The following is a 24,289-nucleotide window of genomic DNA, read 5'->3' as shown; positions in this document are numbered from 1 at the left end:
ACGAGCTAATTGATCTAAAGAAATGTGATGGGTGATAAAACAAAATGTGTTTTATCACTCGATAAAAAGAATAATCAAAATAAAAGGCTTGATGATATGTACGCAATTTTAGGTTTTATTGTCAGTAGTGTTTTGGTCATCATTGCGCGAGTGAGTTATTTATTTTTCTTTGATAAATCCTGTGAAATTCAACTGTGCCTTTTACAACTTTCCGAAACCCAAAAAGTGATGTATATCGGTGTTATTTTAATCGGATCTTATAATGCACATTTGATCTCAAAGGGTAAGAAAAATTCAATATTAATTTTTGAATTTATTGGGACATTTATATTTGCTTTCGCCTTGAATTTTTTAAATTTGGGATAAACATCCTTTTTAATAGATTTTAGTCAGTAACATTTTTCGATATGCTTATACTGGTAAATATTCTTTTGAATGGTATTCAATGTTTTTAAAAATTTCTACTGTTGCTTTAATCCCTGCATTATTGATTCAAGGCTATCATGTAAAAAAGAATACGCTTCGTTTACCAGAAGCAATAGGTATTCGTTATGGAAAAGTTGGTCAAGGAAAACCATTATCTATTTTGATTTTAGGTGATTCCGCTGCGGCGGGTGTCGGTGTAGAAACACAATCAGATGCATTATTGGGTGCTGTTTTAGATGAATTAAAACAAGATTTTGAAATCAGTTATCAACTGGAAGCAAAAACAGGCGATACCACGTTACAAGTTTTAGAAAGAACTCAGTTACTTGAAAGTCATAATTTTGATGTAGTGATTACTTCTGTTGGTGTTAATGATGTGACCAAATTAAGCTCACCGAAAAAATGGATTCAACAACAACAAAACTTCTATAAAGAAATTGAGAATAAATTTACACCCAAATTAGTATTGGTCACGGGTGTACCACCAATGAATCTATTTCCAGCATTACCCAATCCGCTTGGATGGCTGTTTGGACAATATTCGAGTGAAATGAATCAAAAATTAGCGCAGTTTGTAAAAAGTAAATCTAATTATCAGTTGATTCAATTTGATTTAGCCCATTTTAAAGCATTGAATTTAGAAATGGCGGAGGATGGTTTTCATCCAAGTAAAGAGATTTATCAGCTTTGGGCGAGTGAATTGGTGAAAAAAATTAAGCTTCTATTTTGATGTGTGATTTCAAGGTTAGGCAGAAGGCATAAATGAATCATCTTAGCATCATTACACAACTGATTATTGATATTTGGAATAGTCAACAAAATGTTGTGCTATCAGAATATTATGTGCAGGATGCTCAACACTATACGAATGAAATACTAATCATACGCTCAACCAATATGAGGACAAATCAAAGAAAAATTATCGTAAGTTATGATGAATATCGAGATGTTTATGAGGATGCGACCGATTTATATATACACGCAATCCGTAAAGAGTTTGATCAACTTGAAGATGCGTTGTCATTTATTTTTCAAATGAAAAAATTGGATGATTTATATCTACTTTTTAAACTGAATTATAGTAGACGGTTTAGAAAAATTATTAAAAAATAAAAGCTTAATCTTTAGTAAAATTAAAAACATCACTTTATTTTAAGTGATCTAAGATGTCACGACAACTTATTGTAATTAAAAGTCTAAATGTACAAAATATGTGCATAAATATATTTTAATAGAAGATTAGAGCCGAAAAAAAATGCTAAATATCTATCATAATAAAATAATAGAATTATATTTAAAATAATTGTGCAGTTTTGACGGATAGGCTTTAAACTAATTATTTAAAAGTCTATGACAAGTCAATAATGTCAGATCAAGTTATCGAAACCCACCCATTACAACCATTCCTACCTCAGAATGCCAAACTGTTGATGCTTGGAAGTTTTCCGCCACCTAAAACACGTTGGAAAATGGATTTTTATTATCCAAATTACCAGAATGACATGTGGCGAATTTTTGGTTTAATCTTTTTTAATGATAAAGATTATTTTTTAGATCTGCCTAATAAAAATTTTAAAGAACAATTGATTCGAGATTTTTTAAATCAAAAGGGCATTGCAATTTTTGACACGGCGTATCAAGTGATCCGTTTAAAAGGAAATGCATCCGATAAATTTCTACAGATTGAAACACCGACAAATCTAAAATTACTTTTAGATCAAATGCCTGAATGCCATAGCATCATGACTACGGGGGATAAAGCGACAGATACTTTAATACTTTCAATGCCAGATGGAACTGAAAAACCACAAATCGGGCATTCAGTACAAACAGTATTTGATGATCGTGCGGTGACTTTATTTCGTATGCCATCATCATCACGTGCTTATCCACTGGCTTTAGATAAAAAAGCCGAAGCTTATAATAGCTTATTTAAAGAAATAGGCTTACTTTAAGTAAGTTAAAATTGGTAATTTAGATTAAGCATATTTTTTTGCAATAGTGACACATACAACCACTGCAAAACATACAACAATCATCGCTAGACTAATTTTTTCACCCAATAAAAGTGCGGATAACATTAAACCAATAAAGGGCTGAACCAATTGGATTTGACCGACTTGCGCAATACCACCAAGTGCTAAACCTTTGTACCAAAAAACAAAACCAATGAGCATGCTAAAAAGTGATACGTAAATAAGCCCAGCAATTTCAGCGAGATGAATATGGTCAAAATTTTCAGGAAAATAATAAACACTCATAATGAGCATCAAGGGTAAAGCGATAACCAAAGCCCAACAAATCACTTGCCAACCGCCGAGTTCTCTTGAGAGTTTTCCACCTTCCGCATAACCCAAACCACAAGTGATAATTGCAACAAACATATATAAATCACCTGAACTCAATTTTAGATGCTGATTTTCATAAAACATGTAAGCGACAACAATCGTGCTACCAATCAAAGCAAACAACCAAAAGGGTAAAGATGGTTTTTCACCGCCACGCAACACTGCAAATATTGCTGTAGATAGTGGTAATAAACCCACAAATACAATTGCATGTGCTGAAGTCACCGTTTGTAGAGCCAGTGCTGTAAATAGCGGAAAGCCGATGACTACACCAAAAGCAACAATAATCAATGATTTGAATTGAAGCCAATTCGGCTTGGTTTGTTTAAAAGCATATAAACAGATTAATGCAATCACACCTGCGATTGCTGCACGCGCAGTGGTTAGAAATTCTGGGCTAAAACCCATCACGGCGATACGTGTCGCAGGCAGTGAACCTGCAAAAATGGTTACGCCAATAAAACCATTGATCCAGCCAATATTTGTCTTATTCATTTTTTACTACTCAGTAGAGTTAAAATGATTTAACTGCACTGGCAAATAAATGAATAGATACACTACAATACAGTTTTAAATAACTGTTATGTATTGTAAAGCAGTACAATTTAGGTTTTAGACAAATTTTATTGGATAGGCATGTCATGGCAAAAACAAAAATAGATCAGACCATGCAAATAATTCATGATCAAATTGCCAATAAAAGTTTAATCGTGGGTTCACGCTTACCCTCAGTACGCCAATTTGCGATACGTTTAAACTGCTCAGTTTCGACCGTGGTTGAAGCTTATGCACGCTTAGTTGCGGAAGGTGTTTTAGAATCTCGTTTAGGCTCTGGCTACTATGTATTGGGTAAAACAGAGACCTTTACCATTGTCGAAACAGAAGTGCAGTATCAACGTGAAGTAGATCCTTTATGGATTTCAAGACAATCTTTAGATGCAAAGTCAGATGTACTTAAACCTGGATGTGGTTGGTTACCCAGTAATTGGATGCCTGAGCAATCTATTCGTAAAGCATTAAAACAAGTTGCGAAGTCTGAAAATATACTCTTAACAGACTATGCAACACCGCATGGGCATTTAGAATTACGTCAATTGATCGCTAGGAAAAAAGAGGCACTTGATTTAAAAACTCAATTGAACCAAATTTTTATTACGGATTCTGCGACACAATCGATAGACCTTATTTTTAGGCACTTACTACAAGCAGGTGATGTAATTCTGATTGATGATCCTTGTTATTTTAACTTTAGAGCGTTAATCCAAGCGCATCATTTAAAAGCTGTGCCAATTCCATTTACTGCTAATGGTCCAGATGTTGAAAAGTTTGAACAAGCTTTAACACTTAAACCTAAAATTTATTTAACGAATTCAGGGATTCATAATCCAACAGGCACTTCGATTTCATTACAAACGGTTTATCAAATTTCAAAATTGGTTGAACAAGCCAATATACTAATTGTCGAAGATGAAATTTTTTCAGATTTTGAATACACACCAGCGCCACGTTATGCGGCTTTAGCGGGTTTCAAGCATGTCATTCAAATTGGTAGTTTTACCAAAACACTTTCAGCAGCCGTCCGCTGTGGTTATATCATTGCCGCGTCAAAACTGATTGACCAACTCATTGATTTGAGAATTGCAACGAATTTTAGCAATAGTCATTTGAATGCAGAGATTGTTTATCAAGCCTTGATTGATGGAAGTTATCCAAAGCATTTAGACTGGCTCAAAAAACAACTTAATAAAGCAATGAATGATACGATTCAAAAACTCGCTCTTTTAGATATTCATCCATTAAATGTTCCGACTGCTGGAATTTTTTTATGGTGTAAATTGCCGATAGGAATTCAAGCAGCCGAGTTATCCAAATTATGTCTTAAAAGCGATGTAATTTTGGCACCAGGAAATTCATTTAGCCAAGCTGAAAACGCAGGAGAATTTATGCGTTTTAATGTCGCACAATGTATTGATAAAAAAGTTTTTGATGTACTCGAACAGGCAATACATCAATTGAAACTGAGCGTTTAAAACTTAGTCATTCAACATCACAAATTCAGTCTGTGGTTTCAAAGTAATTAAATGATATGACTTTAATATTGAATCATTTATCCATCATATTCGACATAATCCCACAGGTTTAATCGTGATTTAATTTCTTTACGTATATTTGGAATCAGCGGTAATAATGTGCCATCAATCCATAAACTGAGTGCTTGAGTACTGATTTTATTGTTATCTGCATCAACCAGCTGAACACCTTTTATTATCAATAAAGTTTCTTCAGAAGCTGTCGTTTCAATCCCTTTAAACAACACTTGTAATTCATGACCTGTATCTAAAATGAGCCATTCCAATTCGATTTGAATGTTTTCATCAGATTTGAGTACAGCTTGACCCTGCAAAATATCTTGATCTGTTAAGCAATCATATTCCACACGAACTTTACTGAGATGCCAGTGTTGACCTTTTAAATCATCTAATGTTTTACGAGGCGTTAAAATATCTTCAAGATTGAACTGTTTACTTAAATCAAAAAATTGCATGTAGGGAGAAACTTAAACAAATAAAAGAGGAGCAAAAGAATAGGACGGCATAATAAAACATTTACAAAGTTGAGTAAAACGATTCACCTTATTGATTCAAAATATGTATAAATAGGAAGCGAATAATGATTGTTAGATTCAACTTATCTTGAAGAAAATAAATGTAGGATCAAGTTATGGATGTAAAAGAAGTGCCAAGTCCGATTGATTTAAAGAATCCGCAAGATGCTTTAGTGTGGGCAAATGAAGTCAATGAAAAACGACCATGGCGTTATCAATTCTTTGATTATTATGTCGATTTTTCTAAAAAAATCAGTCAAAAAATGAATAATGAAAACAGGGCAATCCATCTGCTTGAAATTGGTTCAGGACCTGGATTTTTAGCCAAACATTTATTGGCTCAGTGTGGTGACATTCAATACACAGCAGCTGACTTTTCAGAAGCTATGCATGCGCTTTCTAAAAGCAAGTTATCAGCCAATGAGTTACAGAGAACTGAATATATTCTTTGTGATTTTAAAACAGCTGAATGGAGAGCGCAGTTAGCTCAATATGATGTGGTGATTATTCATCAAGCTTTACACGAACTGAGACATAAGCATTATGCAACGCAATTTCATCAAGAAGTTAAATCACTTTTGAAACCGCAAGCTGTTTATTTTGTTTGTGACCATATCTTTGCACCAGACGCGATGAAAAATAACGAACTTTATATGTCTCAACATGAACATTTTCAGGCATTAAAGAATGCGGGATTCAATGATGTAGCTTTAGTTAAAGAAATTAAAGGCTTATGTTTATTTGAATGTTATGTATAGTCATTTTTATGAGTAAGTTTAATGTGATGACATTCATATTACATCATCCATTCAATGGGTAAATATGACACACTATACATCATGAATCTCTGGAACCTTGTTGTTTCAGGATCAACTTTATATTCAACGACTTTTCCATCTGAACGATGATCTCGCCAAATGATCTGTCCTTGGGGATCAAGTTTAAGTTCGTAAGCAACAGTCAACAACGTACGATCTAATAAATGTGAAATTTGCTCTTGTAATGGGTCGGATTCAACAACCAAACCCACCTCTGTATTGATATTGAAAGATCTTGGGTCGAGATTAAATGAACCAATAAAAACTTTATTATCTATTTCTATAAATTTCGCATGTAAGCTCGATTTATTTTTCCCTTTCTTGGGAATCACATTACCCGTAACAACTTCATACCAAGTACGGCGCTTACGCTCTATATAAGGCTTAAACTCATAAAGCTTTGCACCACCTTTGAGTAGATCCACACGATATTTTTGATAAAAAGCATGTACCAAAGCAACATCATTTGCCACAAAAGAATTGGTTAATATCCTGACATTTACATTCTGTTTAGGAAATTGATTGATAAAATTCACCCCGTTTTTTGTCGGAACAAAATAAGCAGCAATCAAGTCCATTTCTTCTTTAGGATCGCCAAGATGTTCTCGAATTTGATGAGAAATCAATTCACTTCCTTGGGCATGCCCTAAACTTTTCTTGGGTGAATCTGCAAGAAACTCTGCTTTTGCCCAACTGACTTTATTTTGATTCAGTTCATTCGCAAGTTCTTTCTGCTCAAGATCAACTTTTGCATCGGTCGCTTTGTCTTTCTGTTCTAATTGTTCAAAATGACCACGTAATCGCAGAAGGTCTTGCGTTGTACCTTTCGGAATAAATTGTTCTACTGGATAACTTAGTTCAAAGTTCCAAAAATCTGTAAAAACCTCATTGGCACGATGCACGGCATGACCAAAAAATAAAATATCCATATCGGTAAATTGAAAAGATTCACTGGCATCAAAATATTCGCTACTGATATTACGCCCACCTGTCACAGCAATCGCACCATCGGCAATAATCAATTTATTATGCATACGATGATTAACTTGATTCATACGGAGCAAATAATCCATCACACGGAATTTTCGATATTTATAAGGATTATAGAGTTTGATGGAAATATTGGGGTGGCTGAGCAATGCACCCAGTTGATCATCAATTTTTGTGCCATTTTGATCATCAATCAGCAATCTTACTTTAACACCGCGATCAGCGGCTTTTAATAATTCATGTAGCATTAAATTGCCAATAAAATCATCAGCCCAAATATAGTATTGCAAATCGAGGTTATGTTTAGCTTTACGAATTAAGTGAATACGAGATGCAATACTCTGATAGGCATCATTCATAGCAAGATATGCAGTTAGCCCTTGAGTAAGCATATTTTTTACTTGTGGTTCATTGATCCATTGTTCTGGATGTTCTGCAATTTGTTGTACTTCTGTTGATTGATTCATAGGTAGGCTACATCCAGAAATGATAAATGTGCATAGCATTATTACGAGTGTAGGCTTCAAATAATTCATTTTTTTGAAATGAGTACTTTAAAATATACTAAATCATATCATCTCGTTAATGGTTGAATCTGTAAAGCAAAAAAGGTTAATGTAGTCCAACTGTTAAAAAGCAAACTCATTAGGATATTGAGCTATGAAATCACGTGCTGCTGTTGCATTTGGTCCAGGGAAACCTTTAGAAATTGTAGAACTTGATGTCGCTCCACCTCAAAAAGGTGAAGTCCTTGTAAAAATCACCCACACAGGTGTATGTCATACGGATGCTTTTACTTTATCTGGTGATGATCCAGAGGGTGTATTTCCCGCAGTACTTGGACACGAAGGTGCAGGAATTGTGGTTGAAGTGGGTGAGGGTGTCACTTCAGTTCAACCTGGCGATCACGTGATTCCTTTATATACTGCTGAATGTGGTGAATGTTTATTCTGTAAATCTGGTAAAACTAACTTATGTACATCTGTACGTGCAACACAAGGCAAAGGTGTAATGCCAGATGGCACAACACGTTTTTCATACAATGGTGAACCGATTTACCACTACATGGGCTGTTCAACATTTAGTGAATATACCGTCGTTGCAGAAGTGTCTTTGGCAAAAATTAATCCTGAAGCAAACCCTGAACACGTTTGTTTATTGGGTTGTGGTGTAACTACAGGTATTGGTGCTGTTCACAATACTGCTAAAGTTCAGGAAGGTGATTCTGTCGCAGTATTTGGTTTAGGCGGAATTGGTTTGGCTGTTGTTCAAGGCGCTCGCCAAGCAAAGGCAGGACGCATCATTGTCATCGACACGAACCCAGATAAATTCGAACTTGCCAAAGAATTTGGTGCGACTGATTTCTTAAATCCAAAAGATTATGATCAACCGATCCAACAAGTCATTGTAGAAATGACAGGTTGGGGCGTAGACCATTCATTTGAATGTATTGGAAATACCAATGTCATGCGTTCAGCACTTGAATGTGCGCACCGTGGTTGGGGACAATCTGTGATTATTGGTGTTGCTGGTGCAGGACAAGAAATTTCAACTCGCCCATTCCAATTGGTTACTGGTCGTAAATGGATGGGGACAGCATTTGGTGGCGTGAAAGGACGTACACAACTTCCAGGTATGGTTGAAGACGCCATGAAAGGTGATATTCAACTTGCGCCATTTGTCACTCATACCATGAGCCTCGATAAAATCAATGAAGCATTTGATTTAATGCATGAAGGAAAATCTATTCGTACTGTGATTCACTTCTAATTTTTAAAACGATATAAAGCCAGTGTTTAGTTTTTCTGCACTGGTTTTAATCGCAAGAATATGAATTTTATATATAAATTTTACGATTCAGAATATTTTTGTTATGGTGTAGTTGATACAATTTTTGGGGATACAAATTATGATTAAAAATATTGCACTTTTAGGTTGTATGGCTTTTGCTGTTTCTGCTTGTTCATCTGTACCATCAAGTGAGCCAACAAACTCAACACCAAGTAAACTGACAGAATGTGTTGCAGCAGAGGCTGCGAAACTTGTTGGCCAAAATGATTTATCAGAAGCTAAAATTAAACAATTGACCAAAGCGACTATTGTTCGTAAGTTAGCGCCAAATCAACCAATGACGATGGACTATCGTATTGAACGTGTTACGGTTACTGTAGATCCTGCAACGAAAAAAATTACCAATGCTTCATGTGGTTAATTTAAAAGTAGTGAATTTAGAACGTCACGTATAGCACGAGAATGAAAGATGATTGAATCAAGTATTCAATCATCTTTTTATATGCTTTTACAGCATTTTATATTCACTGCTGATTCCACATTGCTTAACAAAATAATCATCATGTGAAACTAGAATTATTGCACCTTGAAATTGTTGAATGGCTTGAGCCAACAGTTGTTTGGACTCCAAATCTAAATGATTTTCAGGTTCATCCAACAGCAATAAATCAATATTTTCCTGACTATGACTGATTGCTAATAACGCAACTTTCAGTTTTTCACCGCCACTCAGTTGTGCCAATTTGAGCAATGATTTTTCACGACGAATTCGTAATTGTCCAAGTAAATTTCGCCATTCAACTTCTAGTAAAGTCGAATTAAAATGCGCTAAATTTTCCAGAACAGAAAGCTCATCATTCAATAAGCTAAAATTCTGATCCAAATACAGCACATTTCCGGAGATGTAAATTTCTGGTGAAACTTCAAAATTATTTACATGCTGAACAATGTGTTTGAGCAAAGTCGATTTACCAATCCCATTCGCACCTTTAAGATGAATTTTTTCACCCGCTTGAAGCGAAAGTTTTATCTTTTGTTGCGAAGCGTAGGGCAATTTCAAATCATTAATTCTTAAAATTTCACCATGTTTAGTCGTTTTAAATTGAAAATCAAACTTTTGTGGCTTGATTTTTTCTAAGCGACTTTGCTTTTCCGAAAGTTGAGCTTGGCTATCTTCATGCTGTCTCATCTGTTGATTTTTTAATTTCCCAAGACTTTGACTGGCTTGTTCTTTATTAAAATCGAGTAAGATTTTTGCTTGAGAATTTGAGTCACGTAATTGACGACCGTTACGCTGTCGTTTTTGAGCTTTCATCAAACTTTCATGTTGTTGCTGTTTCAGGTGTTGAATATCACGTTTCTCTTGCTCAACAGATTTACTTAAAGCATTCAATTGTTGCTGATGTTGCACAGCATATACTTCATAGTTTCCAGTGATCTGCTGCAACCCCAACTCACTCAAAGCATAAATATACTCAACTTCGTTCAATAATCTCAGATCATGACTAATCACACAGACACCTGCTTTATGTGCATGAATAGATTGAATAAGCCATTGCCTTGATTCCGTATCTAGATGGTTACTTGGTTCATCTAAAAGCAGATAATGATCTTGTTTTAAAAATAAACGACATAGTGCCAGTTTGGTTTTTTGTCCCTCACTCAGCTGCTGAATCGGAAATTTTAAATCGGTCGGTAAATTGGCATTGGACAATATCTGTTGCCATTGTTGTGGTGCATCCCAATGATTTTCAACCAAATCAAAATCTGAAAAGTTTGCAGTATTATTTTCTATACGTTGAAACGCATCATATAAAGCATCTACCTCTAAGGCTTGAGCTATATTTTCTGCATTTAGTCTTTGAATTTGTGCTAAATATTCATGTGGCATATTCCACGACACTTGTCCTGAATAGGGAATTTCAGCTTGTGATGGAGAATTTAAAATTTTAAAAAGTAATGATTTACCTAAACCATTACGACCGATCAAAGCTGAAGTTTTCCCCGCATGCAGCACAAAATTCAATTGTTCAAACATACTTTGAGTAGGGAAAGCTAAACTTAGATTTGAAACGATACACGCTTGTTGAGTCATATACACGCATCCTTATAAAAAACAGGATGTGCAAAATAGTCAAATGAATGCCGTAAATAACAAAAGTTTAAAGATATTTTTGTAGAGCATGAGTAAGCAAAGCATAAAGTGTGGTCTATTTTACACATCAAAAAAGAACAAATAATTTGATGGGAAAATGACTTACTTCATTGGCGTTACTCTTTTATATGAGGAGGGAATATTTAGTATTGTATAAAATCAACTCAATTTGTCAATAAAATTGCGCAAGATGACTTTTGGTTTTATGAATAAAAAAAACCAAGCGGACTTTTAATGTTATTTTAAATCCTCCCCCTGCGGAACATGTTCCTCACCTTTTTTTTAAAGGAGGGAGCTTTTCATTACTAAAAAATATTTAGTTACAAGAAGTTCCCCTCTTTTTCAAAGAGGGGTTAGGGGAGATTTTAGGAATTTCCCCCAAAATTTTGCTTAACTATCAATATCAAAGTGAACTTGGGTCTTTTGAAATTTATTGATCAATGATTAAGATGTCGCTTTAATCACTTCTGCAACAGAATCAGCCACATAATCAATATTTTTAAGATTTAAGCCAGCAGCACACATACGACCACTACGCACTAAGTAAATTGCATATTTATCTTTCAAAATATCCACTTGTTCAGCAGTTAAACCAGTATAACTGAACATGCCTTGTTGTGCTGTTAAATAGTCAAAATTACGCTCAGGTAAAGCAGCTGATAATTTAGCTTTAAACAACTCACGCATCTGAATAATACGCTCACGCATTTCTTTTAATTCAGCATGCCACTGTTCAGTCAAATCTGCATCATTCAAGACATTATCAACAACTAAAGCACCTGTGGTAGGTGGGCTAGAGTAGATACGGCGCACAGTTGCTTTTAATTGACCTAAAACTTTTTGCGCAGTTTCTTTATCATCACAAATGAATGACAAACCACCGACACGCTCACCATAAAGCGAGAAGATTTTAGAGAATGAATTGCTGACAATAAAGTTCATGCCTGATTGGTCTAAAGCACGAATTGCATACGCATCTTCTTCTAAACCTTGACCAAAACCTTGATAAGCAATATCCAAGAAAGGAATCAAATCACGTGCTTTTAATACCTCAATCACACGATCCCATTCAGCAGGCGTTAAATCTGCACCTGTTGGGTTGTGACAACAGGGGTGTAGCAACACAATACCTTTTGCTGGAATTGTATTTAAATCCGCAAGCATGCCTTCAATATCAACACCATTGGTCGCTGCATCGAAATAACGGTAAAAATGCGAGTTCACACCTGCACCATTAAAAATTGCAATGTGGTTTTCCCAAGTCGGTTGGCTTACCCAAACATCTGATTCAGGGAAATATTTTTTAAGAAAATCAGCACCAACTTTCAGCGCACCAGAACCACCTAAAGTTTGAATCGTGACTGCACGACCATCTTTACGCGCTTGGCTATTTTCACCTAAAACTAACTTTTGGGTCGCTTCGTTATAAGACTTTGAACCATCCATAGGTAAATAAAGTTTTACTTTATCATTTGTAGGTTCGATATTTTTTAAAGCAGCACGGACTGAGTTTAACTGAGGAACGATCGTATCCTCATTATAATAAAGACCAATACTTAAATTTACTTTATTGGTTCGTTCATCCTTACCATAAGCTTCCATCAGGGACAGGATTGGATCACCTGCATAAGGATCTACATGTTGAAACATGGTTCAAAGTCCTAAATCAAACGAAGTTATTGAGCCTTGATCATATATGTATTTTAAAGGTTCACTCAACAGCAGATTGAAGAATAATTTGAATAATTCATTCAACTTTAGCTTATATAAAGCCTTTGAGTCGTGAACTTAGCGCTTAAAACTATAAGGGAGAAACGATAAAACGGAGCGGGAACTCCGTTTTAACAGGTAAATTTAACTTATTTCAATGCACTTATTTTGTAGGTTGAATATCAAATTCAAAGGTCCATGTGGTTGCACTAGCATTATTGGTTGGATCTGCATAGGCAATGGATTTTAAATGCATGCGTGCATAGCTATTGCCTTTATTACTACGAATCATACTTGCTCCATTTGGATTCGCACCTAATACATGTTGAGCTTGTAATCCATCTGCTTGAGCTGATGCCAGTGTTGGATAATAGTAATACCATCCATAACTCAATTTACTTGGATAAGTACCTTGGAAACTCGGATTTAATACCGAAGTTACAGTATTTGAACCCCATTTAAACCCTTTTGCTGAAACTGCATTTTGTAAATCAGTTAATGTTGCTGTTACTGTATTGGTATCTTTAAATTTTTCTAAGATCACTTTGCCATTTACATCATAAAAACCAGCAGGTTGCGATGCGACAGCAGCACCAATATCGCTATTCAATTGTACATTGTAGCGATTAAAAGCAATTTGCCATGTACCAGTGCTATTGTTGCTGACTTGTCCAGTGATTAAATTGACATAAGTCCAACCTTGAGTTGCATCAACAGCTAAGGTTTTAACATTATTATCCAGTGTATTTAAATAGCGTAAAGTGATATTCCCAGAAGCTGTCCCTTTATAATAATCAACAATTTGCATGGCAAAAACGGGTTTGTCCGCTGTGCCAATCGTATCGGTTTTACTCTTATCCGTAGTGAGTAAATAAGTCTTAAAGTTTGGTGACATACGATGATCACCAAATAAATCATATTCAAAGAAACTATTGAAACCACCATTTGTGGTATCCATGAAAGCATTACTATAGCTATCTACCAACCAAGCCGCACTTGGTAAACTTCCTTTTTGTGTTGCGTCTAATTCTTTTGAAAGGGTATCCCATTGTCCATCAAACGGTGAATATAAAGCACCGCCTAGTCCTGAACCACTCACACCACTGTTGGTAAATAGCATCGGTGTACGTGTACCCATTGCAAATTTAAGATCCCAATCTGTACCTTCACAAGTAATTTGAGCTTGGGTATCAATATCATAGCAATATGAACTATTTGAAGCAGGCTGAATAACCCATTCCTTGTTTTTGATGGTGAATAAATCTGTATTGGTTACAGGTGGAGTCGTCGTTGAACCGCCAGTGCTACTATCGCCACCGCCTCCACCGCAAGCAGTCAGCAAAAGTCCCAACGTTGAAACGGCAAAAAGTCGAGTTAAATTCGTATTTAACATGAGTGTGAATAATCCTTTTGTTGATTAAGTCGATGACTGAATTGATGATTTAGATTGATCGCTAAATTGATCGTAAATAAAGGGTTATGAAGCTTTTTTATTCCAATTAAAACGTAAGCCCATATAGCTATATCGTCCTGAAATCGGGCGATAATCGAATAAAGCAGAGAAATCACGTTGTTCATTAAAAATATTGTCCATACCGACAAAGGCACTGACATAAGGGGAAATTTTGTAGTCCAGTTGACTATCTAAGGTGAACCAATTTGGTGATGAATGTTGGTTGGCGCTGTCACCATATTCTTGGCTTTGATAACGCGCACGCAGGGTCACATCCAATTGATCATTGACGGAATAATTACTGCCTAAACGTGCAATGTGCTTAGGACGGCGTGTCAAATCTAAACCTGTAGTTTTATCGCTTGCTTCTGTATAGGTATAAGAACCATTCACAGAAAAGTAGGGCGTGATATTCCATTGCGCAGATGTTTCAAAACCTTTAGTTTCAGCTTTTGCGACATTGCTATATGAATATTGCGTGATGCCATTCGACACCACGGCATTGTCATAATCAGTCTGGATTAGATCTTTGACATCATTCCAAAATAGATTGAAATCAGCGTTCCAAAGCTCATTTTTAACTAGACTTAAACCCAATTGATAACTATCTGAAGATTCAGGTTTTAAATTTGGATTACCAATGACGATATAACCTAAATGACTATGATCAAATGAATAAAAGCGTTCTTTTAAGTTTGGTACACGATAGCCCTGACCATAACTCAATCTTAAATCTGCAAATAGATCATTCTCTTGATAAAAACGATATTTGGTACTGAATTTAAAAGCATTATGATCACCAAAGTCTTGGTCATCTTGGAAACGCCAACCGAAGACTGCATCTATTTTGTCCGTCAATGCAGCATCATTTTGGAGATAAAATTCATGGCGATCGCGTGAAACTTTGCCACCTTGCATTTCAAATTTGCCATTATTGCTTTGTTCTAATTGTTCTTCGTGCCAGTCATAGCCCAATTGCCAGTTTTGTTTAAGCCATGTCGGTAATGAAACTTGTGAACTAAAATGGTTATTTTCTTGATTTGAGTTTCGTAAAGCGGATAAATAGCCATCGGTGGTTTGCGTCGATGTGGTGTCATAGGTTTCATGTACTGCTTTGACATCGAAAGCAATTTGATTGGCAGTTTTATATTGACCACCAGCACTGAAACGTTGACGTTCAATATCTTCAACTTTGGCTTGTTCACGATTGGATGGGGAAATAAACACTAAACTCCGTTGATGATCTTTTTCTTGATAATCATTGAAATCTGCCCATATCGAGAACTGATCTGAAGGTTGCCACGCACCATATAAAGCATATTGTTGGCGTTTTTGAATATCGCCCTGTAAGGGATAATTGTCAGGATTTACTGCAAAACCGTCACTTTTAAGTTGGTCTGCAATCAAGCGTCCTTGAAAACTGCCTTGTTTTGCTTCGAGTTGGACTTTTTCATGATGATTATTAATGGATACGGATTTTCCATTGGCGTTTTGCTTGCCATAAGAACCAATATCCACTTGCCCAGAAGCTGAAAAACCATCACTGACTTTTTTGGTGATGATGTTGATTACACCACCCATTGCAGAAGAACCGTATTGTGCTGAAGCTGCGCCTTTGACCACTTCAATGTGATCTATACCTGACACTAAATATTGATCTAAATCAACAGTAGAACTGGTACTTGCTGCCAAAGGAAGCCCATCAATCAGTACCAAAACTTGATCACTGGTTAAGCCTTGCAGAGAAATTTCATAACCTGATTTTCCATGAATTTCACGTAATAAAATTCCTGGAATATTTTCTAAAGCATCCTTTAGGGTAATGGCATTGGTACGAATCAGTTCTTGTTCATCCACAATCTCTGTGCGAATTGGGCTATCGACCAATTTCTTTTCTGAACGTGTGGCTGTGACGACGATGGTATTTAATTTTACTGATTCTTCTGTTGCCATCTCAGCAAAAGCTGATTGATGGATGATGCATCCATTTGCAAAGAGGCTAAGAAGCAAAAGATTACGTTTGAAATGTAGCGGGTAGAGGGAGCAGATATTCACGTTAAAATTTCATCAATGAAAATAATTATCATTTATAAATAGTAATCATTATCTTTATTATTTACAATACCCTCGATTTTTATTTCAAAAAAGCAACTTGTTCTCCACAAAAGAACAGTGCAACTGAAATAAATACGTGTTTTATTACAATATGGATTTGTTTTTATGAATTTACGTTTTATACCTGCTTTACTGACGTTAATCGTACTCGGGGGGACGAGTGTGCATGCTCAAGAAAAAACAGTAATTACGACTCAGCTTGCTACACAACAGCAAGATTTCATTCAGAATTTAAGTCAAGCTCAAGCGCACCAAGCGATTTTTAAAATGGTGGGTGAGTACCAAGTAACATTCCATTTTGAGGAAATTTATTCGGTAAAAAATGGCTATGACATTTTGCCACCAGACATTTCTAAAGGTTTTGAAACTGTTTTTGTGATTGAAGACACGCCGAATAAAGTATCTCTACAACATTTGCTTTTAGCGGGTGAGCATGTCGTTAAACATTGGCGTCAAGACTGGGAATATGAACCTACGAGCATGTGGAGCTATGTGGGGAATTATCAGTGGAAAAAAGTTCAACTGACTAAAGAGCAAAGTAAAGGTAAATGGCTACAAACCGTATGGCAAGTGGATGATTCTCCACGTTATGCTGCTTTAGGCAATTGGACAAGTGATCATGGTATCGAGGCTTGGACTTCTGCTGAAACTTATCGTCCTTTACCGCGTCGTGAACTGACTACACGTGATGATTATGACATTATTTCAGGCATCAACCGCCAAGCGATTACAGCTGATGGTTGGGTACATGAGCAAAATAACATTAAGTTTGATACGAAGACTCAAAAGCCTTTAGCACGTGAACTCGGCTTAAACCAATACGAGCGTGTCACTAAAACTGACTTTAAACCTGCCTATGACTATTGGGAAAAGAATAAAGCATACTGGGCAGAAGTTCGCGCAGCTTGGGATAAAGCGTTCCAACAAAATGAAGTTTTAGGTCTAAAATTCACGCGTCAAAAAGATGATGATAAAAAAGCGCATTACATTCAGTTTATGAATCAAGCCAAAGAGTTTGCAGATAAAAAAGCAACTAAACAGCAAATGGATGAAAAGATTAAAAAACTTCTCAATCAAGAGTTGACTGTGGGTCAGTTGAAATAATTTAAATCCTCCCCCTTGCGGAAAATGTTCCTCACCTTTTCCAAAGGAGGGGATTTTTCATTACTAAAATATTTTTAGTTTGGATTAGTTCCCCTCTTTATTAAAGATGAGAAGCATAGCTTCGCAAGAGGGGAGATTTTAGGTACTTCTTCGCCAATTTTGTTTAATTGATCAACTTTAGGTTATAGTTTCATCTTATACAAAAAATAATTCATCATTTTATACACATAAAAGCATTGTTCATCTAGCAACTTCTTGTCATCATTGAATAAAGTTTAAATTTCCCAATGGATGATTTGTTCATGCTCCTCAATTATCAATTTGATCGTATTGAATCTTCAGTTGAAACCCAGACTTTGGTTTTGATTCATGGCTTGTTTGGTAGTTTGAGTAATTTGGGCATTATTGCACGTGCTTTTCAAGGTAAATTCGATATTTTACAGATAGATGTGCGTAATCATGGGCATTCAGGTCATTCTGATGAGATGAATTATAATTTAATGGCGAATGATGTTTTAGAAACCATTGATCATTTAAATATTCAAAATTTCATTGTGATTGGTCACTCGATGGGTGGAAAAATCGCCATGAAATTGGCTGATTTAATGCAACACACAGCTTCAAATCGCTTAGAAAAATTAATCGTTTTAGATATGACGCCTTTTGCTTATCAAGAAAATCACCATGATCAAATCTTTAAGGCTTTATTTGCTGTTGAAGAAGCACAAGTTGAATCTCGTAAAGAAGCGACTGAAATCATGCGTCAGTTTTTAAATGAAGAAATGGTGATTCAGTTCTTGTTGAAATCGTGGAATCAAGGGCAGTGGTTGTTTAATGTGAAGGCACTTTATCACCATTATGCTGATATTTTGAGTTGGAATGTTCAAACTGTAAATGCTGTACCGACTTTATTTATTAAAGGTGGAAATTCGCCTTATCTTTCCAAGCCTGAGCATTTTGAAGCGGTTAATACACAGTTTAGCAATGCTAAAATTGAAACCGTTGAGGGTGTAGGGCATTGGTTACATGCGGAGAAGCCAGCGGAAGTGAATGGGTTGATTGAGGGTTTTATAGAAAATTAAGCTAGTTTCATAAACGGCTGTTTTAAAGTTTCATTATGGTCTTTATATATTTGTTATTATTAACTTTAATAATTGACGTCTGAATTAATAATAGTGCAATATGAGCCATCGTTTTGTTTGTGTTAGTGCTGATATTTAGGTAATGGGTTATGAATAATAAAATTAAAAATTTTAAGCCTTTAAAAATAGTTGCTACAGCTGGACATATTAAGACTTTAACAGAAGCATCCGCAACGAAAGCTTTAAGTGAACTGATTTGGAATGGTTTTGATGCTTCATCTAAAACAGTGTCAGTTACTCTTAATTCTAAAATTTTAGGTGGATTGGAAACGATTGTCGTTGAAGATTATGGGGATGGAATACCATTTAAAGATGCTAAAGCATACTTTGGAGAAATTGGTGATTCGTGGAAAAAAATTAAAAAGGAAACTTATCATCACCCATTACATGGACAAAACGGAAAAGGGAGATTTAAAGCTTTTTGTTTAGGTGCTGATGTTGAGTGGCATACTACATTTGTAGATCAGAATTCTTATAGTACTTATTCGATTATAGGTAACCATAACAAAATTGAAGAATTTAAAACGAGTGAATTAGAAACTAATAGCGCAGCTCAAAAAGGCACTAAAGTTATTATTTCTAACCTGTACAAGAAAGCTGATGAACTATTAAAAGAAAAAACAAGAAGCGACCTAACAAAGAGTTTTGCAGTTTTTCTCACAGAGTTTCCATATCTAAAGCTAAATTTTAACGGTATTAAAATTGATCCCAAAAGTGTTCAATCTTTTACAAAAGATTATGATTTAACTGAAGATTGCAATAGTATTACAGATCACCCAGTTAAATTAACAATTATTGAATGGAATATAGAAACAGAGCGCGTCATCAACTTATGTTCTGCAAAGGGAATTTCATTAGAAGAATATGAACCAAAACATAGAATAAAGGCGAAAGGTTTTAACTTTACTGCATATTTGAAAAGTGAATATTTTCAGGAATTAGAAAATGCTGGAGCTCTCGCATTAAGAGAACTTGAACCTACAGTAGGTAAAATTATTGATTTAGCCGTATCTACAATTCAAGAGCATTTCAGAAGGAGGATGGCAGAAAAATATACTGGTATTGTTCAAGAGTGGAAAGACGAGAATATTTATCCCTATCAAGACAAAACTACTTTTACCTCTGTAGAAAAAGCAGAACAAGAAGTGTTTGATATTCTTGCTGCTAATGTACAAACATTCTTACCTAATTTTGAAAAAACTGAAAAAACTTCTAAGAAATTTATGTTTAAACTAATCGCTCAAGCTATTTCTGAAAACCCAGAATCTGTTCAAAAAATTATTACTGAAGTATTAGATTTAAAGAAAGATGATCAAGATAAACTGGCTGAACTATTGGAAAATACTGAACTTTCTTCGATTATTTCATCTGCATCTATAGTAGCTAATAGATTAAATTTTTTAGATGGATTAGATGATCTACTTTTCGGAGAAAGAAAAAAGATTTTTACTGAGCGTGATCAATTACATAAAATCTTAGAAAAAGAGGCTTGGATTTTTGATGAGCAATTTGCTCTATCTCTCTCAGAAGAAAGACTTGAAAAGGTATTAGAGAAGCACATTTCTAAATTAGGGAATCGGGCAGATGAAGTTAATGTTACAGATCCTGTAATGTTACCAGATGGTCGAACTGGGCGTATTGATCTTATGTTAAATAAAGTTGATCAACCCCGTGACGGCGAATTTGATTATTTGGTTGTTGAATTAAAGCGACCGTCAAAAAAAATTGATTCTGATGTTTTAAGCCAAATTGAAAAATATGCAATAGCCGTAGCTGAAGATGAAAGATTTCTTAATGTAAAAGCTAAATGGACATTCTTGGCAATTTCAAATGAATTAGATGCTTATGCTACTCGAAAAGCAAATCAAAGAAATATGCCAAAGAGTGTGGTATTTCAAGATGGTGAATTAAATATCACTGTTTTAGTTAAAAGTTGGGCAGAAGTTATTGCTAATGCAAGAGCAAAGCTTCAATTTATAAATAGACATCTTCAATATGAAGTAACGCAAGAAAATTCTCAAAAGTATTTAAAAGAAGCACATGAGAAATTTATTCCTAAAATTTAGAATAGTTTTACGAAAAAATGGTTGTATGTAGAAAATTCAGTACAAATACATACAACCTTTGAATATGTTAACATGTTGAAAATACAAGCTAATGCAACTCTATGCGACCTATTACAATCCAAACTAAACTTGGTGGATTCTACTTCTGGTACTATTCAATCGTTGGGACGTTTTTGCCGTATTGGAGCTTATACCTACAAGATCAAGGCTTTAACTACAAAGAAATTGGATTACTTTCATCTATAGCCATCCTGACACGGATTTTTGCACCATTTATCTGGGGCTTTATCGCAGATAAAACAGGCAAACGAATGCTACAGGTTCGGATCGCCACATGGATGGAAGCGACAATTTGGTTCCTGATCTTTATTATTCCCAACAATATGCAATCCATTGCATTACTCATGCTGATTTTTAGTTTCTTCCAAAATGCCATCCTTGCACAATTTGAAGGCGTCACATTATTTTGGTTGGGCGACAAACATACTGAATCTTATGGAAAAATACGAAAATGGGGTTCGATCGGATTCATTGTCGGGGTATTTAGTATTGGCGCATTATTGGATGTCGTCGATATTCACTATTTACCGATCATGTTGCTATGTATCGCATTTACTGCATTTATTTGGTCATTTACCATCAAAGAACCTAGCACAGCACCAAGTTCGCAAAAAATATTAGAGCCTTTATTGCCCATATTAAAAAAACCAGTGGTTGCAGCATTCTTTGCAATTGAATTTATTATGCTTTTTGCACAAGCACCATTTTATAGCTTTTATAGTAACTATTTAAAATTAGGTGGTTTTAGCACAACTGAAATTGGCTTTTTATGGTCAGTTGGTGTGATTGCAGAAATTATCATGTTTAACTATGCCAATTTCTTTTTAAGTCGTTTTTCTTGGCGTAATTTAGTGGCACTTTGTCTGGTAATGACCTGTATTCGCTTTCTATTGGCGGGCTATTTTCATGAAAGCTTTGCCATACAATTCATTTCCCAAACATTTCATGCATTTAGTTTTGGCTTATTTCATATTATTGCCATGCGCATCATCCTACAAAACTTCAATGCAAAACAACAGGGCAGAGGGCAAGCACTGTATAGCACCATGTGGGGACTTGGTGTAGCTTCAGGTAGTATTTTAGCAGGACAACATTGGGAACATATTTTCATCATTGCAGGTTTATCTGCACTAATCGGTTTATTGTTGGTGAATTTCCTACCCAAAACCATTCAAACAGCTGCTAGATAAAAGTATTCAAAATATAAAAAACCTTCTCATGCGCTGAGAAAGTTTTTATTTAACAGAAAATGAATGATTAACCTAAAATTTTCACAATCAAATGGACAATCAATGGTCCAACTAAAACCATAAAAATACCTGCCAAAACCATTGTTAAACTTGCAATTACACCTTCTTCTTTATCACGCATATATGCTTTACTGGTTCCAAAACCATGCGCTGCATTGCCCAAAGAAGCACCTTGCGCAAAACGTGACTTAAGTTTTAAACCACCTAAAACCAAATCTCCGATTAGCATCCCAGTCACACCTGTAATCATAGTGAATAAAATCACCAATTCGACAGAACCGCCAATATGTGTACTGAGTTCCATTGCAAATGGTGTGGAAATGGAACGAGCCATTAAACTATAAGTCGTAGTTTGGTCGAAATGAAATAATTTCGCCAAATAAAAAGCACTGATCATACCTGCAAGCATACCAATCACAACCCCCATGCTGATTGAAATTAGATGTTCTTTAATAATGGCACGATATTCATAAATCGGAATCGCAAAAGCCACAGTTGCAGGACCTAACATCCAGATAATCCATTGACTATCAAGCATATAAGTATCATAAGATACATGTGTGCACAGTAAAATAATAATTAAAATTGTCGGTACAAAAATAGCTGGAGATAAAACAAGATAAGGATATTTACGGTACAGTTGTTTAACTAAAACATACGCAATCAATGTACCCATAAAACAAAGGATTGAAATAATAGACATTATTTATCTCCATGCATGACATGCATCGTTTTATTTGACTGATGCTGTTGTAATTTATGCTCAATTTTAAAACCCAAATGCACGCTATATGCTGTAAACACCATCACACAAACTGTGCCAAGTACAACAACGACAATTAGTTGCCAACCTTCAGTCATAAATAAAGTTTTATATTTCATCAAACCAATAAAACAAGGAATGAAGAATAAAACCAATTCACCAAGAATAAAGTCAGATCCAGATTTAATCCAACCAAGTTTTAATAGACCTGTCATTAGCCCAATCAATACCATAAATAATCCAATCACAGCTGCTGAAACAGGTAAATTAAAACGGGTTTGAATGATTGAACCGATCCACCAAATTAGGATTAAAAATATAACTTGTAGACAGTTGATAAAAATAGATTTCAATTGGAATCTGTGTACGGATGTAGACATGAATGACTGATTTTTTCAGGAGATGGGATATTTTAATGATAATTCTCATGCTAAATTATGAATAATAAATCTTAAATTATGCTTTTTTGGAATGTTTATGGATATTAAAGCACTAAAAGTCTTTGTGGAAATTGTGAATTGTAGAAGCTTCACTTTGGCTGCGGAACACTTGTTCATGACACAACCCACGATCAGTAAAACAATCAAAAACTTAGAAGAAGATTTAAGCACGGCGTTATTTAAAAAAGGTGAAGCCGGACGAAAAAGGGAAGTCGCACTGACTTATGAGGGAGAACTCATTTATCAACATGCTTTAAAAATGCTAACCGAACAAAAACAACTTTTAGAGAGCTTAGATCAAGTTAAAAATTTAAAAAAAGGTCAATTAATTATTGGCTTACCGCCATTAGGCTCTGTATTACTCAGTCCTTTGATTGCGTTATTTCATCAAAACTATCCCGATATTCAACTAAAATTTTTAGAAGTTGGTGCAAATGGAATTGAGGAAGCGATCGCAGATCAAAGTATTGATGTCGGGATTTTATTGGGAAATTTACGTCCAAATTTTTCAGCCATTCCAATCATAGATTCACCCATGTGTCTATTGTCTAAAATTCGATCACACTGGAGTGCAACAACCATCGTCAGATTGGAGGAATTAAAAGAGGAAAGTTTCTTATTGTATTCGGATACATTTGCTCTAAATCGAATGATTACGCAAGCTGCCAATGCAATTGGATTTGAACCTAAAGTTGTGTGCAAGAGTGGTCAATGGGATTTTATTGTTAAAATGGTTGAGTTAAATATGGGGGTAGCGATATTGCCACAGATTTATTGTGAACAACTTGATCAATCCAAATTTGCCTCAACAGTATTGGTAAAGCCAGATTTACATTGGACGTTAAGCATGGCTTGGAATAATTCAGTTGCAATGAGTCCAGCCACCAAAGCTTGGTTAAATATCGTTGAAAATAATTTAGATAAGATTCATTTTTGAATTTTCAATAAATCATTATTGATAGATTTTATATCTTAATATTACTAATCATAATGATTGATTAATTAAAATATATTGTTTTAATGAACATATAATACAATTACTTAATTGTATTT

At 35.1% G+C, this 24,289-nt stretch carries 21 protein-coding genes and 1 pseudogene; 13 read left to right on the top strand and 9 right to left on the bottom strand.

What is annotated here, in order from left to right:
• The first annotated feature begins 27 nt into the window (after positions 1–27).
• The 4 genes from EXE09_RS16625 (at position 28) to EXE09_RS16610 (ending at position 2,381) form a co-directional block, all read left to right on the top strand.
• Entirely contained in the window at positions 28–366 is a 339-nt protein-coding gene (locus tag EXE09_RS16625) for a hypothetical protein (protein WP_228256378.1), read from the top strand.
• Between the two features lie 79 nt (positions 367–445).
• Positions 446–1,156: an SGNH/GDSL hydrolase family protein gene (locus EXE09_RS16620; protein ID WP_130117994.1), complete on the top strand. Its 711-nt coding sequence runs from the start codon at positions 446–448 to the stop codon at positions 1,154–1,156.
• Positions 1,157–1,188: 32 nt separating this feature from the next.
• Positions 1,189–1,539 carry a hypothetical protein gene (locus EXE09_RS16615; protein WP_130117993.1) on the top strand — a complete coding sequence of 117 codons (351 nt, stop codon included), beginning with the start codon at positions 1,189–1,191 and terminating at the stop codon, positions 1,537–1,539.
• A 251-nt stretch (positions 1,540–1,790) separates the two neighbouring features.
• Positions 1,791–2,381 (top strand): uracil-DNA glycosylase family protein, encoded by a 591-nt coding sequence (locus tag EXE09_RS16610; RefSeq protein WP_130117992.1) that lies wholly within the window; start codon positions 1,791–1,793, stop codon positions 2,379–2,381.
• A gap of 24 nt (positions 2,382–2,405) precedes the next feature.
• Here EXE09_RS16610 and EXE09_RS16605 read toward each other — a convergent pair whose 3' ends face one another.
• Positions 2,406–3,269 carry a DMT family transporter gene (locus tag EXE09_RS16605; protein WP_130117991.1) on the bottom strand — a complete coding sequence of 288 codons (864 nt, stop codon included), beginning with the start codon at positions 3,267–3,269 and terminating at the stop codon, positions 2,406–2,408.
• A gap of 146 nt (positions 3,270–3,415) precedes the next feature.
• On the opposite strand from EXE09_RS16605, the gene EXE09_RS16600 reads away from it, so the two are divergent.
• Positions 3,416–4,804: a PLP-dependent aminotransferase family protein gene (locus EXE09_RS16600; protein ID WP_130117990.1), complete on the top strand. Its 1,389-nt coding sequence runs from the start codon at positions 3,416–3,418 to the stop codon at positions 4,802–4,804.
• Between the two features lie 77 nt (positions 4,805–4,881).
• On the opposite strand, the gene EXE09_RS16595 is transcribed toward EXE09_RS16600, so the two are convergent.
• Positions 4,882–5,319, bottom strand: a complete 438-nt coding sequence (locus tag EXE09_RS16595) for a hypothetical protein (protein ID WP_130117989.1) — start codon at positions 5,317–5,319, stop codon at positions 4,882–4,884.
• 176 nt (positions 5,320–5,495) lie between these two features.
• Here EXE09_RS16595 and EXE09_RS16590 point away from each other — a divergent pair, with 176 nt between their 5' ends.
• Entirely contained in the window at positions 5,496–6,137 is a 642-nt protein-coding gene (locus EXE09_RS16590) for a class I SAM-dependent methyltransferase (RefSeq protein ID WP_130117988.1), read from the top strand.
• Between the two features lie 38 nt (positions 6,138–6,175).
• Here EXE09_RS16590 and EXE09_RS16585 read toward each other — a convergent pair whose 3' ends face one another.
• The gene (locus tag EXE09_RS16585; RefSeq protein WP_130117987.1) at positions 6,176–7,654 is read right to left on the bottom strand and encodes a phospholipase D family protein; all 1,479 of its coding nucleotides are present in this window, start codon (positions 7,652–7,654) and stop codon (positions 6,176–6,178) included.
• 193 nt (positions 7,655–7,847) lie between these two features.
• Between EXE09_RS16585 and EXE09_RS16580 the strand changes: the two genes are divergently transcribed.
• Both EXE09_RS16580 and EXE09_RS16575 read left to right on the top strand, forming a co-directional pair.
• Positions 7,848–8,957 carry an S-(hydroxymethyl)glutathione dehydrogenase/class III alcohol dehydrogenase gene (locus EXE09_RS16580; protein WP_068975967.1) on the top strand — a complete coding sequence of 370 codons (1,110 nt, stop codon included), beginning with the start codon at positions 7,848–7,850 and terminating at the stop codon, positions 8,955–8,957.
• Between the two features lie 247 nt (positions 8,958–9,204).
• Positions 9,205–9,399: pseudogene (locus tag EXE09_RS16575) on the top strand (I78 family peptidase inhibitor); the annotation flags it as partial.
• A gap of 87 nt (positions 9,400–9,486) precedes the next feature.
• On the opposite strand, the gene EXE09_RS16570 reads toward EXE09_RS16575, so the two are convergent.
• From EXE09_RS16570 to EXE09_RS16555, 4 genes are all read right to left on the bottom strand, one after another.
• Complete coding sequence (locus EXE09_RS16570; protein WP_130117985.1) at positions 9,487–11,073, bottom strand: ATP-binding cassette domain-containing protein; 1,587 nt, start codon at positions 11,071–11,073, stop codon at positions 9,487–9,489.
• A 504-nt stretch (positions 11,074–11,577) separates the two neighbouring features.
• Positions 11,578–12,783 carry an aromatic amino acid transaminase gene (locus tag EXE09_RS16565; RefSeq protein ID WP_130117984.1) on the bottom strand — a complete coding sequence of 402 codons (1,206 nt, stop codon included), beginning with the start codon at positions 12,781–12,783 and terminating at the stop codon, positions 11,578–11,580.
• A gap of 223 nt (positions 12,784–13,006) precedes the next feature.
• Entirely contained in the window at positions 13,007–14,236 is a 1,230-nt protein-coding gene (locus EXE09_RS16560; RefSeq protein ID WP_130117983.1) for an HmuY family protein, read from the bottom strand.
• 84 nt (positions 14,237–14,320) lie between these two features.
• Positions 14,321–16,249, bottom strand: a complete 1,929-nt coding sequence (locus EXE09_RS16555; RefSeq protein WP_130117982.1) for a TonB-dependent receptor plug domain-containing protein — start codon at positions 16,247–16,249, stop codon at positions 14,321–14,323.
• A 267-nt stretch (positions 16,250–16,516) separates the two neighbouring features.
• On the opposite strand from EXE09_RS16555, the gene EXE09_RS16550 reads away from it, so the two are divergent.
• The 4 genes from EXE09_RS16550 to EXE09_RS16535 all read left to right on the top strand — a co-directional run bounded on the left by EXE09_RS16550 (position 16,517) and on the right by EXE09_RS16535 (position 21,973).
• Positions 16,517–17,515, top strand: a complete 999-nt coding sequence (locus EXE09_RS16550) for a DUF6607 family protein (RefSeq protein WP_130117981.1) — start codon at positions 16,517–16,519, stop codon at positions 17,513–17,515.
• Positions 17,516–17,817: 302 nt separating this feature from the next.
• Entirely contained in the window at positions 17,818–18,597 is a 780-nt protein-coding gene (locus EXE09_RS16545) for an alpha/beta fold hydrolase (RefSeq protein WP_130117980.1), read from the top strand.
• Between the two features lie 149 nt (positions 18,598–18,746).
• Positions 18,747–20,723, top strand: coding sequence for an ATP-binding protein (locus EXE09_RS16540; protein WP_130117979.1), 1,977 nt, complete (start codon positions 18,747–18,749; stop codon positions 20,721–20,723).
• Between the two features lie 101 nt (positions 20,724–20,824).
• Entirely contained in the window at positions 20,825–21,973 is a 1,149-nt protein-coding gene (locus tag EXE09_RS16535) for an MFS transporter (protein WP_130117978.1), read from the top strand.
• A gap of 67 nt (positions 21,974–22,040) precedes the next feature.
• Here EXE09_RS16535 and EXE09_RS16530 read toward each other — a convergent pair whose 3' ends face one another.
• Both EXE09_RS16530 and EXE09_RS16525 read right to left on the bottom strand, forming a co-directional pair.
• On the bottom strand, positions 22,041–22,736 hold the full coding sequence (locus tag EXE09_RS16530; RefSeq protein WP_130117977.1) for an LrgB family protein: 696 nt from the start codon (positions 22,734–22,736) through the stop codon (positions 22,041–22,043).
• Complete coding sequence (locus tag EXE09_RS16525) at positions 22,736–23,176, bottom strand: CidA/LrgA family protein (protein WP_130117976.1); 441 nt, start codon at positions 23,174–23,176, stop codon at positions 22,736–22,738. The genes EXE09_RS16530 and EXE09_RS16525 overlap by 1 nt, the downstream gene beginning before the upstream one ends.
• A 97-nt stretch (positions 23,177–23,273) precedes the next feature.
• Between EXE09_RS16525 and EXE09_RS16520 the strand changes: the two genes are divergently transcribed.
• Positions 23,274–24,173, top strand: coding sequence for a LysR substrate-binding domain-containing protein (locus tag EXE09_RS16520; RefSeq protein ID WP_130117975.1), 900 nt, complete (start codon positions 23,274–23,276; stop codon positions 24,171–24,173).
• Positions 24,174–24,289 lie beyond the last annotated feature (116 nt).

It is taken from the genome of Acinetobacter sp. WCHAc060025 (assembly GCF_004209355.1).
In the GTDB taxonomy this organism is placed as follows: Bacteria; Pseudomonadota; Gammaproteobacteria; order Pseudomonadales; family Moraxellaceae; genus Acinetobacter; species Acinetobacter wuhouensis.
Note: the sequence above shows the minus strand (reverse complement) of the source record. Positions and strands in the feature narration are given on the sequence as shown.

What these genes read in the sequence shown, in the direction of transcription:
- EXE09_RS16625 (WP_228256378.1), top strand. Translation starts at nt 28, where the DNA reads ATGGGTGATAAAACAAAATGTGTTTTATCACTCGATAAAAAGAATAAT.
- EXE09_RS16620 (WP_130117994.1), top strand. Translation starts at nt 446, where the DNA reads ATGTTTTTAAAAATTTCTACTGTTGCTTTAATCCCTGCATTATTGATT.
- EXE09_RS16615 (WP_130117993.1), top strand. Translation starts at nt 1,189, where the DNA reads ATGAATCATCTTAGCATCATTACACAACTGATTATTGATATTTGGAAT.
- EXE09_RS16610 (WP_130117992.1), top strand. Translation starts at nt 1,791, where the DNA reads ATGTCAGATCAAGTTATCGAAACCCACCCATTACAACCATTCCTACCT.
- EXE09_RS16605 (WP_130117991.1), bottom strand. Translation starts at nt 3,269, where the DNA reads ATGAATAAGACAAATATTGGCTGGATCAATGGTTTTATTGGCGTAACC.
- EXE09_RS16600 (WP_130117990.1), top strand. Translation starts at nt 3,416, where the DNA reads ATGGCAAAAACAAAAATAGATCAGACCATGCAAATAATTCATGATCAA.
- EXE09_RS16595 (WP_130117989.1), bottom strand. Translation starts at nt 5,319, where the DNA reads ATGCAATTTTTTGATTTAAGTAAACAGTTCAATCTTGAAGATATTTTA.
- EXE09_RS16590 (WP_130117988.1), top strand. Translation starts at nt 5,496, where the DNA reads ATGGATGTAAAAGAAGTGCCAAGTCCGATTGATTTAAAGAATCCGCAA.
- EXE09_RS16585 (WP_130117987.1), bottom strand. Translation starts at nt 7,654, where the DNA reads ATGAATCAATCAACAGAAGTACAACAAATTGCAGAACATCCAGAACAA.
- EXE09_RS16580 (WP_068975967.1), top strand. Translation starts at nt 7,848, where the DNA reads ATGAAATCACGTGCTGCTGTTGCATTTGGTCCAGGGAAACCTTTAGAA.
- EXE09_RS16570 (WP_130117985.1), bottom strand. Translation starts at nt 11,073, where the DNA reads ATGACTCAACAAGCGTGTATCGTTTCAAATCTAAGTTTAGCTTTCCCT.
- EXE09_RS16565 (WP_130117984.1), bottom strand. Translation starts at nt 12,783, where the DNA reads ATGTTTCAACATGTAGATCCTTATGCAGGTGATCCAATCCTGTCCCTG.
- EXE09_RS16560 (WP_130117983.1), bottom strand. Translation starts at nt 14,236, where the DNA reads ATGTTAAATACGAATTTAACTCGACTTTTTGCCGTTTCAACGTTGGGA.
- EXE09_RS16555 (WP_130117982.1), bottom strand. Translation starts at nt 16,249, where the DNA reads ATGGCAACAGAAGAATCAGTAAAATTAAATACCATCGTCGTCACAGCC.
- EXE09_RS16550 (WP_130117981.1), top strand. Translation starts at nt 16,517, where the DNA reads ATGAATTTACGTTTTATACCTGCTTTACTGACGTTAATCGTACTCGGG.
- EXE09_RS16545 (WP_130117980.1), top strand. Translation starts at nt 17,818, where the DNA reads ATGCTCCTCAATTATCAATTTGATCGTATTGAATCTTCAGTTGAAACC.
- EXE09_RS16540 (WP_130117979.1), top strand. Translation starts at nt 18,747, where the DNA reads ATGAATAATAAAATTAAAAATTTTAAGCCTTTAAAAATAGTTGCTACA.
- EXE09_RS16535 (WP_130117978.1), top strand. Translation starts at nt 20,825, where the DNA reads ATGCGACCTATTACAATCCAAACTAAACTTGGTGGATTCTACTTCTGG.
- EXE09_RS16530 (WP_130117977.1), bottom strand. Translation starts at nt 22,736, where the DNA reads ATGTCTATTATTTCAATCCTTTGTTTTATGGGTACATTGATTGCGTAT.
- EXE09_RS16525 (WP_130117976.1), bottom strand. Translation starts at nt 23,176, where the DNA reads ATGTCTACATCCGTACACAGATTCCAATTGAAATCTATTTTTATCAAC.
- EXE09_RS16520 (WP_130117975.1), top strand. Translation starts at nt 23,274, where the DNA reads ATGGATATTAAAGCACTAAAAGTCTTTGTGGAAATTGTGAATTGTAGA.